Annotated in this window: 9 protein-coding genes and 1 pseudogene; 4 read left to right on the top strand and 6 right to left on the bottom strand. The window is 65.1% G+C overall.

Going from position 1 to position 13,579, the window contains the following annotated elements; genetic code table 11:
- Window positions 1-25: 25 nt before the first annotated feature.
- The 4 genes and pseudogenes from purF to XH84_RS02550 all read left to right on the top strand — a co-directional run bounded on the left by purF (window position 26) and on the right by XH84_RS02550 (window position 4,312).
- Window positions 26-1,549: an amidophosphoribosyltransferase gene (purF, locus tag XH84_RS02565; protein ID WP_128917574.1), complete on the top strand. Its 1,524-nt coding sequence runs from the start codon at window positions 26-28 to the stop codon at window positions 1,547-1,549.
- 139 nt (window positions 1,550-1,688) lie between these two features.
- Window positions 1,689-2,429, top strand: coding sequence for an SDR family NAD(P)-dependent oxidoreductase (locus XH84_RS02560; RefSeq protein WP_128917575.1), 741 nt, complete (start codon window positions 1,689-1,691; stop codon window positions 2,427-2,429).
- A 77-nt stretch (window positions 2,430-2,506) separates the two neighbouring features.
- A pseudogene (locus tag XH84_RS02555) lies at window positions 2,507-2,917 on the top strand (NHL repeat-containing protein); the annotation flags it as partial.
- Between the two features lie 168 nt (window positions 2,918-3,085).
- On the top strand, window positions 3,086-4,312 hold the full coding sequence (locus XH84_RS02550; RefSeq protein ID WP_128917576.1) for an ABC transporter substrate-binding protein: 1,227 nt from the start codon (window positions 3,086-3,088) through the stop codon (window positions 4,310-4,312).
- A gap of 89 nt (window positions 4,313-4,401) precedes the next feature.
- Here the strand turns inward: XH84_RS02550 and XH84_RS02545 are convergent, their stop codons facing one another.
- From XH84_RS02545 to XH84_RS02520, 6 genes are all read right to left on the bottom strand, one after another.
- Complete coding sequence (locus tag XH84_RS02545) at window positions 4,402-7,668, bottom strand: autotransporter outer membrane beta-barrel domain-containing protein (protein ID WP_245471587.1); 3,267 nt, start codon at window positions 7,666-7,668, stop codon at window positions 4,402-4,404.
- A gap of 181 nt (window positions 7,669-7,849) precedes the next feature.
- Window positions 7,850-9,106 carry a TCR/Tet family MFS transporter gene (locus XH84_RS02540; RefSeq protein ID WP_128917577.1) on the bottom strand — a complete coding sequence of 419 codons (1,257 nt, stop codon included), beginning with the start codon at window positions 9,104-9,106 and terminating at the stop codon, window positions 7,850-7,852.
- Window positions 9,103-10,485 (bottom strand): ribosome biogenesis GTPase Der, encoded by a 1,383-nt coding sequence (gene der, locus XH84_RS02535; protein ID WP_128917578.1) that lies wholly within the window; start codon window positions 10,483-10,485, stop codon window positions 9,103-9,105. Before der ends, XH84_RS02540 begins: the two co-directional genes overlap by 4 nt.
- A 48-nt stretch (window positions 10,486-10,533) precedes the next feature.
- Entirely contained in the window at window positions 10,534-11,088 is a 555-nt protein-coding gene (locus XH84_RS02530; RefSeq protein WP_128917579.1) for a hypothetical protein, read from the bottom strand.
- A 44-nt stretch (window positions 11,089-11,132) separates the two neighbouring features.
- Window positions 11,133-11,786 carry a tetratricopeptide repeat protein gene (locus tag XH84_RS02525; protein WP_128917580.1) on the bottom strand — a complete coding sequence of 218 codons (654 nt, stop codon included), beginning with the start codon at window positions 11,784-11,786 and terminating at the stop codon, window positions 11,133-11,135.
- Between the two features lie 166 nt (window positions 11,787-11,952).
- On the bottom strand, window positions 11,953-13,545 hold the full coding sequence (locus XH84_RS02520; protein ID WP_128917581.1) for a class I adenylate-forming enzyme family protein: 1,593 nt from the start codon (window positions 13,543-13,545) through the stop codon (window positions 11,953-11,955).
- Between the last annotated feature and the right edge of the window lie 34 nt (window positions 13,546-13,579).

Here is a 13,579-nt window from a genome sequence, read left to right as displayed (position 1 = left end):
CCCCTAAATGAGAGGCGCGGACGAGATGCGACACCCTGACCAGGACGCCCAACTTGATCTCGATCCAAACGCCGGTCCGGGCCCGGCCGCGCTAGAGGTTCAGGACGACCTGGAGGGCGATACGCTGCGCGAGGAATGCGGCGTATTCGGCATCTACGGTCACCCCGACGCCGCCGCCATCACCGCGCTCGGCCTGCATGCCCTTCAGCACCGCGGCCAGGAAGCCGCCGGCATCGTCTCCTACGACGGCGGCCGTTTTCACAGTGAACGCCGGCTCGGCCTCGTCGGCGATACTTTCTCCCGCCGCGAGGTGATCGACCGCCTGCCCGGCAATATGGCCGTCGGCCATGTCCGCTATTCCACCACCGGCGCCACCATCCTGCGCAACGTGCAGCCGCTGTTCGCCGAGCTCAATGCCGGCGGCCTCGCGGTGGCCCACAATGGCAACCTCACCAACGGCCTGACGCTGCGTCGCGAGCTCGTGAAGAGCGGCGCGATGATGCAGTCGACCACCGACACCGAGGTGATCCTGCACCTGGTCGCGCGCTCCAGACGCAGCCGCTTCATCGAGCGCTATATCGACGCGCTGCGCGAGATCGAGGGCGCCTATGCGCTGGTCTCGCTGACCAACAAGAAGCTGGTCGGCGCGCGCGATCCGCGCGGCATCCGCCCGCTGGTGCTCGGCGAGCTCGAAGGCTGCCCGATCCTGACTTCGGAGACCTGCGCACTCGACATCATCGGCGCGCGCTTCATCCGCGACATCGAGCCAGGTGAGGTCATCGTGTTCGACGAGAACGGCCAGGACATCCACAAGCCGTTCCCGCCGATGGCGCCCCGCCCCTGCATCTTCGAGTACATCTACTTCTCCCGTCCGGATTCGATCGTCCACGGCCGCTCGGTCTACGAGGTCCGCAAGGCCTTCGGCGCACAGCTTGCGCGCGAGAGCCACGTGCCGATCGACGTCGTCGTGCCGGTGCCGGATTCCGGCGTGCCCGCCGCGGTCGGCTACAGCCAGCATTCCGGCGTACCGTTCGAGCTCGGCATCATCCGCAACCATTATGTCGGCCGCACCTTCATCCAGCCGACGCAGGCGATCCGCGAATCCGGCGTGCGCATGAAGCACTCCGCCAACCGCGCCGCGATCGAGGGCAAGCGCATCATCCTGATCGACGACTCGCTGGTGCGCGGCACCACCTCGAAGAAGATCGTGCGCATGATGCGCGATGCCGGCGCCAAGGAAGTGCACTTCCGCCTCGCTTCGCCCCCGATCCTGTATCCCGATTATTACGGCATCGACCTGCCCGACCGCGGCGGCCTTCTGGCGGCGACGCATTCGCTGGAGGAGATGCGCGAGATCATCGGCGCCGACTCGCTCGCCTTCCTGTCGATCGACGGCATGTACCGCGCCATGGGTGAGCCCGGCCGCGACCCCGCCAATCCGAAATTCTCGGATCATTGCTTTACCGGCGCCTATCCGACCCACCTCACCGACCAGACCCAGACCGAGCAGCAGCCGCGGCAGCTGTCGCTGCTGGCGGAGGCGAGCTGACGGCGGAGCGCCCCCCGGGGGCTCATCAGAGGTCCTTTTCGTCATGGCCGGGCTTGTCCCGGCCATCCACGTCTGTAATACCCGCCACAAAGAACGTGGATGCCCGGGACAAGCCCAGGCATGACGGAAGTATTCGACGATGACAAAACCCCTCACCGATCGCATCGCTCTCGTCACCGGCGCCTCGCGCGGCATCGGCTATGCCACGGCCCTCGCTCTGGCGAAGGCTGGCGCGCATATCGTTGCCGCCGCGCGCACGCAAGGCGGGCTGGAAGAGCTCGACGACGAGATCCGCAAACTCGGCGGCAGCGCCACCCTGGTGCCGCTCAACCTCACCGATTCCGACGGCATCGCACGCCTCGGCGCCGGCCTGCACGAACGCTATGGCAAGCTCGACATCCTCGTCGGCAATGCCGGCGTGCTCGGCCCCTCCTCGCCGATCGGCCATATCGAACTCAAGACATTCAACGACGTGATGGCCGTCAACGTCTCCGCGAACTTCCAGCTGATCCGCTGCATGGAGCCGCTGCTGAAGCAGTCCGACCACGGCCGCGCCGTGTTCATCACCTCGGGCGCCGCCACCAAGGCGACCGCCTATGTCAGCCCCTACGCGGCATCCAAGGCCGCGCTGGAAACATTGGCGCGCGCCTGGGCGCAGGAGACCGCGAACACCAAGCTGCGCGTCAATCTGTTCAACCCCGGCCCGGTCCGCACCCGCATGCGCGCCACGCTGATGCCGGGCGAGGATCCGGCAACGCTCGACACGCCCGAGCAGGTCGCCGAATTCATCGTGCCGCTATGCACGCCCGACTGGACCGAGACCGGCAAATTCTACGACTACAAGACCCGCAAGCTGATGAGCTTCCGTTCGCCCGCCTGATTGACTCGCTAACCTCCCCGCGATTGACTGCCGCTGCTCAAGCGGCAGCAAGCCGCGAGCCAAGAAATGGGAGGTCGCAATTCGGCAACCCGGTCCATTGCGTGAAGCTCGCCAATGACGGCCTCGCCGATGTCTGCGACCGCATCAACAACCGCATCCAGGCGTTCAGGAAGGACGGCAGCTTCGTGAAGGAGTTCTTCTTCGAGAAGAACACGCTAGGCAACGGCGCGGTGTGGGACATCGCGCTCTGGCCCGATCCAAAGCAGACCTATCTGCTCAACGCCGACGGCGAGAACAACGAAATCAGGATCATCAAGCGCGAGGACGGCAGCGTGGTCGGCAGCTTCGGGCACAGCGGCCGCAATGCCGGTCAACTCCACTGGGTGCACGCCATGGCAATCGACGGGAGGGGTAACGTCTATACCGCCGAGGTCGACACCGGAAAGCGCATCCAGAAATTCAAGCTGACATCGGATGCGCTGAAATAGCGTCTCAACGCATTTTGTCCAAAAGTTAACCGACGGATGACGCTACGGCGCCGTGTCATCCGGCTTTAGGCGCATTGCCGCCGGGCCTCGGACAGGCTAGAGCCATCGGAAGGACCAAGACTCCGCAAAGAGAGCCGTCCGCATATTTGACAATGGAGGAAACCTTTTATGACGACGACGTTCGCGCGCCGCTCCGCGGCCCTTCTCGCCTGTGCCGCCTTCGGTTTTGCAACATCCGCTTTCGCGCAGGACAAGACCGTCAAGATCGGCGTGCTCAACGACATGTCGAGCCTCTATGCCGACATTGGCGGCCCGAACTCGGTGGTCGCGATCAAGATGGCGGTCGAGGATTCCGGCCTGCTCAAGAAGGGCTGGAAGATCGACGTCATCAGCGGCGACCATCAGAACAAGCCCGACGTCGGGGTCAACATCACCCGGCAGTGGATCGACACCGAGAAGGTTGACGCCATCGCCGACACGCCGAATTCCGGTGTGGCGCTCGCGGTCAGCAACGTCGTCAAGGAGAAGAACGCCGTGCTGCTCAATTCGGGAGCGGCCTCGGCCGACCTGACGGGCAAGGCTTGCACCCCGAACACGATCTCGTTCACCTACGACACCTACATGCTCGCCAACGGCACCGGCAAGGCGCTCACGAAAGCGGGCGGCGACAGCTGGTTCTTCCTGACCGCCGATTATGCCTTTGGTCATGCGCTCGAGCGTGACACCAGCGCCGTTGTCACGGCCAATGGGGGCAAGGTGCTCGGTGGCGTCAAGCATCCACTGAACACGGCGGACTTTTCGTCCTTCCTACTGCAGGCGCAATCCTCCAAGGCCAAGGTGATTGGGCTCGCCAATGCCGGCGGCGATACCACCAACGCGATCAAGCAGGCCGCCGAGTTCGGCATCGTTCAAGGCGGCCAGAAGCTCGCCGCGCTCCTGCTCTTCATCAACGACGTGCACTCGCTCGGTTTGAAGACCGCGCAAGGCCTGACGTTCACGGAATCCTTCTATTGGGACCTGAACGACAAGACCCGCGAATGGTCCAAGCGGTTCGCCGCTGCCGCCAGCAAGAACGCGATGCCCTCGATGACCCAGGCCGGCAATTACGCGATGGTCCTGCACTATCTCAAGGCCATGGAAGCGCTCGGCGGCAATCCGCATGACGGCGCCAAGGTCGTCGCCAAGATGAAGGAGCTGCCGACCGACGACCCGCTGTTCGGCAAGGGCCCGCTGCGCGAGGACGGCCGCCGTATCATCCCCGCCTATCTGTTCGAGGTGAAGAAGCCCGAGGAATCGAAGGGCCCGTGGGACTATTACAAGCAGATCGCCACGATCTCGGCGGAAGACGCGGCCAAGCCGCTCAAGGACAGCGATTGCCCGCTGGTGAAGAAGTAAATCAAGCAGAAGGCGGGCAAGGCGCCGCATGCGTCTTGCCCGCGTTCACTCTGCAATGGAAATACATCGGGACCAGCATCCCCGCATTGTCACCAAGTGTAGCGCGCTAGGCCTTTTCCGGCGAAGCTCGAGGTGACGCTTGAGAACTCGCCCTCGAAGGTTGCCGCGAGCGAGAACCCGTTCAGCCATCTCATTTCGGCTGTCGCGGAAGTAAGCGCAGCATCCCGCGCTGGCGCTGCCCCACCCACAACAAAGGATGCGCCTGGCAACGTCTGGAAGGTCGCGGCAATGCTGCGATCGGTGTTGTAGTCGTGTGCCCAGCCGAAGCGGCTGCGTAGGGTCAGGATCGAGCTCGACCATGCGAACGACCTGTCGGTACGAAAGCCGAGCTCCGAGCGCGGCGACGTTACGTTCTTGGCGGCATAAGCCAGCGCAAAGGTGTTGGTGCCGCCAACGGCTTGCTCGGCGTAATTCGGCAGTTCGAAGCTTGTAAATTGCGCGGCGGCATAGGGTGTGACTCCCACCCCGCCCCAGGGGTTGACGAAGCGATAGCCGCCTTCGAGACGCCCGGCCCACGCATTGGCGTTGAACTGCGCGCGCAATTGGTCAGCGCCGGCAATCGCAACCGTCCGGTTGGTCGTGACATCCTGCCAGCCATAGGCCAAAGCGGCCGAGACATAGGCAGCACCGGCCGTATGGAGCACATTGGCACCGGCCTGGAACAGATCGGATCGGCCTGAACCAAGACCATTGGCGACAACGAAGTTGGTGCCACCGCCTGCGAGCGCGAAACCGATTTGTGTGAATGGCGAGATCCGGTATGCGGCGCCGACGGCCGCGCCGCCGATGCGGCTTGTCGCCGCGTTCGATCCCTGTGCCGCATTGCCATCGGTGGTCTGCGAACCGCCAAAGCCCGCGCCCCACACCTGCCAACGCTGGTCGAAACCGGCAGCCGCCGTTGCCTTGGTGATCATGGTGTAGGCGTCACGTTCGGAGCCGGAGCGGCGGCGACCGCCGCTTGCATAGCTATCGACCGTCCCCTCGTCCTGAAATGAAGTCGCTGTCGACGCAATCCTGTCCCGTCCTGCAGCCAACGGATCGGTCAGCAAATTGACGAACAGGCTCATGACGTCGAACGTCGCCTGCTGTGAACCCGTAGCTACCTCGCCTGACGCCTGGGTCAGGTTTGCCGGAACGTTCCCGCTGAAGATGCCGCCATATGCCGCGGGCACGCTGCCGAAGGAATTGAACGCATGATCCAGCACGGTGGCAACCGCGCGCTGGTTCTTATTGAGGCCGGTGATTTGCGCAAGACCCGAGCCTAGAACGAGTTGTACCGTATTGCCCGAATATGTCAGCGAGCCGGAAATTCCGGTTGGCGTCGCCACGGAATCAAACCGGGAGCCGTTCAGCGTCGCAGCACTGAGGATGGTGTAGGGCGAATTGAATCGGACGGTACCGTCGGCGAGAGCAACCCGGACCGTGCCGGCCAGTGTCGCCGCCCCCGTCACATTGGTGAGGTCGGAGGCGGACGACGACACCTGAACCAGATAGGCCGAAGCCGCCGTGAACACGAGGCTACCCTGAACCGCAATCGTCCCGATCGAATTGCCCGGGGAGAGGATACCGCCGCTTACGACGGTGTTACCGACGGTGCCGATGCCACCGAGAATCCCGCCGGCGTTGACCACGAGATTGTTTGCCGACGCGATATTGCCGTTCACGATGAGCGCGCCGCCATCGACATGAATGTCACCGGCAAAGGAGCCCGTGCCGGTCAGCGTCCAGATTGAATCGTTCACCTTGTTGAAGCTGCTGAATCCCTGGTACTGGGCAGCCGCACCCAACGCGCTGACATCGAAGGTCGCGGCACCGCTGCCGCCGAGCTGGAACGTATCGCTGCCTCCGCCAAGCACATTGCCGGTGATGATCGATCCAGGCGCGAGCGTGAGAACGTTGCCGCTGCCGGCAAATTGTATGGCGGCCGTCCCGCCGCTTATGGTGCCCGCGTTGAAGACGGACGACCCGCCCGTCCCTGCATAGATGCCGTTGCCCGCGAGGCCCGAGATCGCGCCGTAATTGATCACCGAGACAGATCCAGCGCTGGCGCGGACGCCGGTGTCGCCGCCACTGATCTGCGCACCGATGTAATTGGTTACAACCGCGCTCGTCTCAGCGCGAATGGCATAGCCAGAACCGCCTGCGCTGATCGTCCCGGAGTTGGCGATGGTGGCGACCCCATGATTGGCATAGATCGCGTTATTGATCAGGCTCGTGATCTGCCCGCCGACGCCATTGGTCACGTTGACGTCGGTGAAGGCAAGAATCGCGGTGTTGTTCAGGCCGGCAATGGTCCCGAGGTTTGTGACGCTTGCAGAGCCCGCATTGGCGACCAAGCCACCGCTCAGGCTTCCACCGGCGCCATTCGCTATCGTCAGATTGGCGTGCGCGGAGGCGGCCGATCCGGCGCTACTTGTGATGGTTCCGAAATTCCTGATCGTAATCGATCCACTGGAGGTGTGGACGCCGTCCGTGGCACCGGTAATGGTCCCGGCGGCAGCGTTGGTAACGTCGACGTCGCCGGTCGCATCGAGCCCGTAGCTGGTGCTACCTGTAATCGTGCCGGCATTGGTGAGGTTCAGTACCTGATTGGCCGCAACGCCGGTTATGCCGCCGGAAATCAGGCCGCCTGCCATGTTGGAGACGGTCGCTGTACCGTAAGCAAGAACGCCATATGAGGTGCCGACGATATTGCCGAAATTCGTGACATTGGCGGCAGCGGAATATCCGGAATTGATGCCCAGATCGCCTGTGATTGTACCGCCCGCATTGTTGGTAACCGTGGCGTTGACAAAGGCGAATACGCCAATGTTCGCGTTGGCCGTGATGGTGCCGGCGTTGATGACAATCACGCTGCCATTGTTCGAGCCAACGCCGAATGACGCAGTCCCGGTGATACTGGCGCTGGGGCCATTTGTGACGGTGAGGTCGTTCTGTGCGAAAACGCCGCTCGTCGCCCCGGTGACGGTTCCGGAGTTACTGACCGTCGCGCTCCCGACCCTGATTCCGCTGCCAGCGCTTCCCGTCACCGAGGCGCCGCTGCCGACATCGATGACGATGCCGGCTTGATTGCCGGTGCCGTAGCCGTTGGTCCCATTTTGGTCGGTCGTAGACCCCGAGCATGCGACGATCGTACCCGGTGGGGGATTGGGACTATTGTCGGCCGCCGGTGAACAAGCCGCAAGCGCCCCATCCGTCAGCGCGAGCGTTACGCAACCAGCGATCGCAGCAACAGCTCCCAAAGATGGCAAGCGCAACCGGGGAAAATACCCTGTCCAGACCGGCACACGCGCCATCGCAATCTGCTTTGCCTCGGGCACAATAGATTGCCCGACCTTCAATGCGGAAAAGAACGAATCAACAGATCCATTTTTTGCACGCCAAACCCACGTTCGGAAGCTTCTGCGCGGGTCAATCGGACAGAATTCCTAAGAAACGCACACGCTGTTGCAGATCGGCGACAGTCGCAACCGCGCGTCAGCGGATGGGTGCGGCCATCGCCGTCGCACGAGCCGCGATCATGAGCGACAGCACGATCAAGGCCGCCGCCAGCAGGAACGGCGCGCCGGGCAAATGCAACGGCGCGCTGCTGCCGATGAAATACGAGAACGTCAGCGTGAACAGGAACGGGCCGACCAGCTGCGACACGCTCTGCACGCTCGCGGTCGCGCCCTGCAGCTGGCCCTGCTGATCGGGCGCGACGAGCCGCGTCATCAACGCTTGCGACGCGGCGCCCGAGATGCCCCACAGCGCCAGAATGGGAATTCCGATCCAGGACAGCGGCCCCGTCGGTGCAGCGCCGAGGACCACGAAGCCGACCGCGCCGCAGCACAGCCCGAGCAACAGGGCCCTGGGTTCGCCGAGCATGCGCACGATCGGGCCGATCGCGAGCCCCTGCACCACCATGGCGCAGATGCCGACCATCGCCAGCGTCAATCCCACGGTCTTGGAATCCCAGCCATAGCGATAGGTCGCATAAAGCACGAAGGTCGAGGGCAGCACGACATGCGCGACCTGCGCGATGAAATTGACGACCGACAACGCGGCAAGCGTTGCATTGGAGCGCAGCAGGCGCAGCGCCCCGAGAGGACTGGCCGTTCGCCAGCGAAACGGCGCGCGCTTGTCGGCCGCCAGCGATTCCGGCAGGACGAACAGCCCATAGAGCGCGTTGGCGAGGCTCAATCCCGCCGAGGCCCAGAACGGCAGGCGCGGATCGATATCGCCGAGCAGGCCGCCCAGCGCCGGACCGAGCACGAAGCCGGCACCGAAGGCTGCGCCGATCCGGCCAAAGACCGCCGCACGCCGCTCCGGCGGGGTGATGTCCGCGATATAGGCAAAGGCCGTCGAGATGCTGGCCGAGGTAATGCCGGAGATCACGCGGCCGACGAACAGCCAGGCCAGCGACGGCGCCAGCGCCATCAGCACATAGTCGGCGGCAAGGCCAAAATTCGACAGCAGCACCACCGGCCGTCGCCCGAACCGATCCGACAGCGCCCCTAACAGCGGCGAGAACACGAATTGCATCAGCGCCCAGGCGGTGCCGAACAGGCCGAAGATGCGGGCCGCATGCGCGGTGTCGTTGTCGACGAAGCTCTCGATCAGCTTCGGCAGGATCGGCATGATGACGCCGAGCGCGAGCATGTCGAGCAGGATGGTGACGAAGATGAAGGCGACCGCCCCGCGCCTCGCCGGCACAGCGCCCTGCGCCGTCGCCTCGCCGGCACTGTGGCTCACGACGGGCGCTTGCGCTTGTGCGCGAAGGGATTGGCCTTCTCGCGCAGGGTGATGCGCACCGGCGTGCCCGGCAGATCGAAGGTCTCGCGCATGGAATTGGTGAGGTAGCGCAAATAGGACTGCGGCACCGCGTCGGCGCGCGAGCAGAACAGCACGAAGCTCGGCGGGCGCGCCTTGTTCTGCGTGATGTAGTTCAGCTTCAGCCTGCGGCCGGACACCGCCGGCGGCGGGTTGGCCTGGACCGCCTGCTCGAACCAGCGATTGAGCGCCGAGGTCGGCACGCGCCTGTTCCAGACCGCATAGGCATCCTGGACCGCCTGCATCAGGCGGTCGATGCCTTCGCCCATCAGACCGGAGACGGCGACGATTGGCACGCCCTTGACCTGCGGCAGCCAGTGATCCGCATCACGGCGCAGAGTCGAGATCGCGCCGCCGCCCTTGGTCTCCATCAGATCCCATTTGTTGACGGCGAGCACGATGGCGCGGCCCTCGCGCTCGACCAAATCGGCGATGCGCAAATCCTGCTCCTCGAAACGGTTCTGCGTGTCCATCATCAGCACGACGACTTCGGCAAAGCGGACCGCGCGCAGCGCGTCGGCGACCGAGAGCTTTTCCAGCTTCTCCTCGATGCGCGAACGCCGGCGCAGGCCGGCGGTGTCGAACACGCGAAATTCGCGGCCCTTCCAGTTGATCTCGACCGCGATCGAATCCCGCGTGGTGCCGGCCTCCGGGCTGGTCAGCAGGCGCTCCTCGCCGAGCAGGTGGTTGATCAGCGTCGACTTGCCGGCATTGGGCCGGCCCACGATGGCGACGCGGATCGGGCGGGTCGCGGCCTCTTCCTCGGAGAGCGGCTCGTCGTCCTCGGTCTCGTCTTCGTCGACGGGCTCCGGCATCAGCTTGGCGAGCGCATCGTAGAGCTCGCCCATGCCCTCGCCGTGCTCGGCCGAGATCTGGATGGGATCGCCAAGGCCGAGCGCGAAGGCTTCCATCGCGCCGGCATCGCCGTGCTTGCCCTCGCTCTTGTTGGCGATCAGCAGCACCGGCTTGTTGGCCTTGCGGGCGAAGTCGGCGAAGGCGCGATCGGTGGGCGTGAGGCCGATGCGGGCATCGATGACGAAGAACAGCGCGTCGGCTTGCGCGATCGCGGTCTCGGTCTGCTCCTGCATGCGCGCGGTCAGCGAGCCCTTGGCGCCCTCGTCGAGGCCGGCGGTATCGATGATGGTGAACTCGAGGTCGCCGAGCCTGGCCTCGCCCTCGCGGCGGTCGCGGGTGACGCCCGGCAAATCATCGACGAGCGCGAGCTTCTGTCCGACCAGGCGGTTGAACAGCGTCGATTTGCCGACATTGGGCCGGCCGATGATGGCGATCGTGAAGGGCATCGGTCATTCGTGCGCTGCCGGGGCTGCGCGTGTCAATGAAATGAATGATCAGCGCGAGAAGCTGCCGCTCGGCAGCGGCGCCGGAAACGCCCCCTGCGATTGCTGCTGCGTGGTCTGGGTGGGTTGCGCCTGCTGGACGGGTTGATCCGGCGGCGGCGCGGTGGTGCGCTTGCGTACGATCTTGTGCTTGGGCGGCGGAGCGGCCGTGGACGGCGCCGCCTCCGGCTGGGCCTCGCCGTCAACCTCGCCGGCAGGCGCCTCGGCCGGCGCGACGGCTGCGGCGGCCGGCTGCCTCGTGTGCTTCGCCTTGGCGCCCTTCGCCGGCTTGGCCGGCTCGGGCGGCGGCTCCGCAGGCAAGGCCGCCACTGCGGGTGCGTTCGGATCGGGCTGTTGCTGCTGCGCGCCCTTGTACAACTCCTTCGGCACGCCCTGCTCGAGGCCCGGCACACCTTCCGGAAAGACCGGCTTGCGGTCGCCCGGCAGCTTCTTCTTGGTGTCGAGGAAGTCGAGCATGTCGCTTGGATCGAAGCTGGAGCAGCCGCCCAGGACGCCGGTGAAGGCGATCAGGACGGCGGCTGCGATCAAGCGTGGCGTGCGGCGCATCTTGTGTCTCGTTTACGTCAGAGGGCCCGTCAGTCAGCTCTTGGTCAGCTCTTGGCGACGGGCGGCAGCAGGGCCTGGAGCGCCTCGGCGCGCGAGCGCAGACCGGGCGGCGTTTCGCCGTCCTCGGCGATCGCGTCGAGCCATTTACGGGCCGCGGTCATGTCGTTATTGCGCCAAGCCGACAGCGCCAGCATCTCGCGGGCGCTGTGGCGGAAGGTCGCCTTGGGGGCGGCAGAGGGCTCGAGCCGCTGCTGCACGTCGGCATAGCTGGCGCTGTCGAGGAGCAGGCCGGCAGCGCGAATCTTCGCCAGATCCTGCCACTCACCACCCACGCCGCGATCCGCAGCAAGCTCATCATACATCTTCGCGGCAGCCTTGGGATCGCGTGCGGCAACCTCGGCCGCGGCGCGCAGCCGCGCCAGGGTGCGATAGCCCGACGGCGCCTTGGCCGCGAGTTCGGTGAAGGCCGTCTCCGCCTCAGCGTGTTTGTCCTGCTCGGCCAGCTCGGCGGCCTTGTCGAAGGCGGCGCCGGCCTCGGCGGCCTTCTTGGCTTCGAGATATTGGTAGCCGCGCCAGCCGCCGACGGCGGCCACGATCAGGACCATCAGGGCGATGAAGTAGATCGAATATTTATCCCACAGCTTCTTGAGCTGTTCGCGACGTACTTCCTCGTCGACTTCGTCAAATAATTCAGACACTTATGCTAATCCCATGCCCATCCGGGTGCGCGCGCCGAAGCGTCCGCGTCAGGAATCCCGTCCCCCGTGTGGCGGCGAGGTACCCTAACGTTATGGCGGTGGCAAGGCAAAGCGAGCCCGATCAAGGCGTTAACCACCCGGGAGAGCCCGGATGCCGCCGCCCGGCTCAAGCTCCCAGCAGCTCCCGCAGCTGCCGCTTCAGCACCTTGCCGTTGGCATTGCGCGGCAGCGGTTCCGCCGTGATCGCCATGGTCTCGGGAACCTTGTAGTCAGACAGCCGCTCGGCGCACCAGGCCCGCAGGACCTCGCCGGCGACCGGCTCCCGCGTCACCACCACGGCGTGGACGCGCTCGCCCAGCACCGGGCAGGCCCTGGCAACGATCGCGCTCTCGACCACGGCGGGATGGCCGGCCAGCACGGATTCGACCTCGGCCGAATAGATCTTCAGGCCGCCGCGATTGATCATGTCCTTTTGCCGGTCGAACACGCGGACGAACCCTTCCGCGTCGACCGAGCCGAGATCGCCCGAGTGCCAGAATCCGCCCGTGAAGCTTTCGGCGGTGGCTTTCGGGTTATTCCAATAGCCCTTGATGACGGAGGCGCTCTGGATCCAGAGCTCACCGATCTCGCCGCGCGGCAATGTGCGCCCATCTGGGTCCATCGCCACGATGCGCGCGCCGGGGCACGGCAGGCCGACGCTGTCGATGTGGCTCTCGGTCAGCTCGCCCGGCATGATCGTCGAAGGCGACGTCGTCTCGGTCGCGCCGTAGCAGTTCATCAGCTTCAGGCCCGGAATCTTCGCCTTGAGCTTCTCGATGGTCGCGACCGGCATCGGCGCGCCACCAAAACCGCCGATGCGCCAGCTCGACAGATCGTAACCGTCGAAATCGGGCTGCAGCAGGCAGAGATTATACATCGCCGGCACCATCACCGTGTAGGTGACGCGCTCGCGCGCGGCGAGCTTGAGGTAATCGGCAGCCTTGAACTCGGGCATGATGATCAGCGCGCCGCCGCAGCGGATCATGGTCGTGATGTTGGCGACGACGCCGGTGACATGGCCGAGCGGCACCGCCGCGATCGAGCGATCGGCTTGCGTCAATTGCAGGCAGGACACGAACACCATCGAGGAATGCACGATGTTGCAATGGGCCAGCATCGCGCCCTTCGGCTTGCCCGTGGTGCCCGAGGTGTAGAGGATCATCGCGGTGTCCTCCTCGCTCACCTCGACCGGCGCCGGCGCCGGGGCGTTGTCGGCGAGCGCGGCGAAGCGCGATCGGGCAGGATCCTCGTCGATGGCGATGCGATGGATCAGATCGGGCACATCCTGCGCGTCGGGCAGCCGCTCGGCAAGCGAGGCTTCGTGGATCAGAATCTTCGCGCCGCAATCGGCGAGCACATAGGCGATCTCCGGCTTCTGCTGGCGCGTGCTGAGCAGCACCGTCACCAGCCCCTCATGCGCGGCGGCAAACAGCAGCAGCGGAAATTCGATGCGGTTGCCGAGCAGGATCGCGACACGATCGCCGCGCTGCAAGCCCAGCTTGCGAAAACCCGCGGCGATCCGCGTCGCCTGCTCCACGGCCTGCCGCCAGCTCAGCCGGACATTGCCTGCGATCAATGCCTCGCCATTCGGATGACGCGCGCAGGCGTCCGCGACCATCGCCCACAGGCTCGCCGGCCGGTCGCAAAAGGCCGGCACCACGCGATCGCCAAAGCGCGCCTCGAGCCGCATCGGCGGGATCTGAGATTGCGACCAATCCATCGGAACACCCTCGGCCTGTTGCTTTGCCACCTTC

It is taken from the genome of Bradyrhizobium nanningense (genome assembly GCF_004114535.1).
Lineage (GTDB): Bacteria > Pseudomonadota > Alphaproteobacteria > Rhizobiales > Xanthobacteraceae > Bradyrhizobium > Bradyrhizobium nanningense.
Note: the sequence above shows the minus strand (reverse complement) of the source record. Positions and strands in the feature narration are given on the sequence as shown.

Excerpts from the sequence above, each read along its gene's own strand:
- purF (WP_128917574.1), top strand. The coding sequence starts at position 26 with ATGCGACACCCTGACCAGGACGCCCAACTTGATCTCGATCCAAACGCC.
- XH84_RS02560 (WP_128917575.1), top strand. The coding sequence starts at position 1,689 with ATGACAAAACCCCTCACCGATCGCATCGCTCTCGTCACCGGCGCCTCG.
- XH84_RS02550 (WP_128917576.1), top strand. The coding sequence starts at position 3,086 with ATGACGACGACGTTCGCGCGCCGCTCCGCGGCCCTTCTCGCCTGTGCC.
- XH84_RS02545 (WP_245471587.1), bottom strand. The coding sequence starts at position 7,668 with ATGGCGCGTGTGCCGGTCTGGACAGGGTATTTTCCCCGGTTGCGCTTG.
- der (WP_128917578.1), bottom strand. The coding sequence starts at position 10,485 with ATGCCCTTCACGATCGCCATCATCGGCCGGCCCAATGTCGGCAAATCG.
- XH84_RS02530 (WP_128917579.1), bottom strand. The coding sequence starts at position 11,088 with ATGCGCCGCACGCCACGCTTGATCGCAGCCGCCGTCCTGATCGCCTTC.
- XH84_RS02520 (WP_128917581.1), bottom strand. The coding sequence starts at position 13,545 with ATGGATTGGTCGCAATCTCAGATCCCGCCGATGCGGCTCGAGGCGCGC.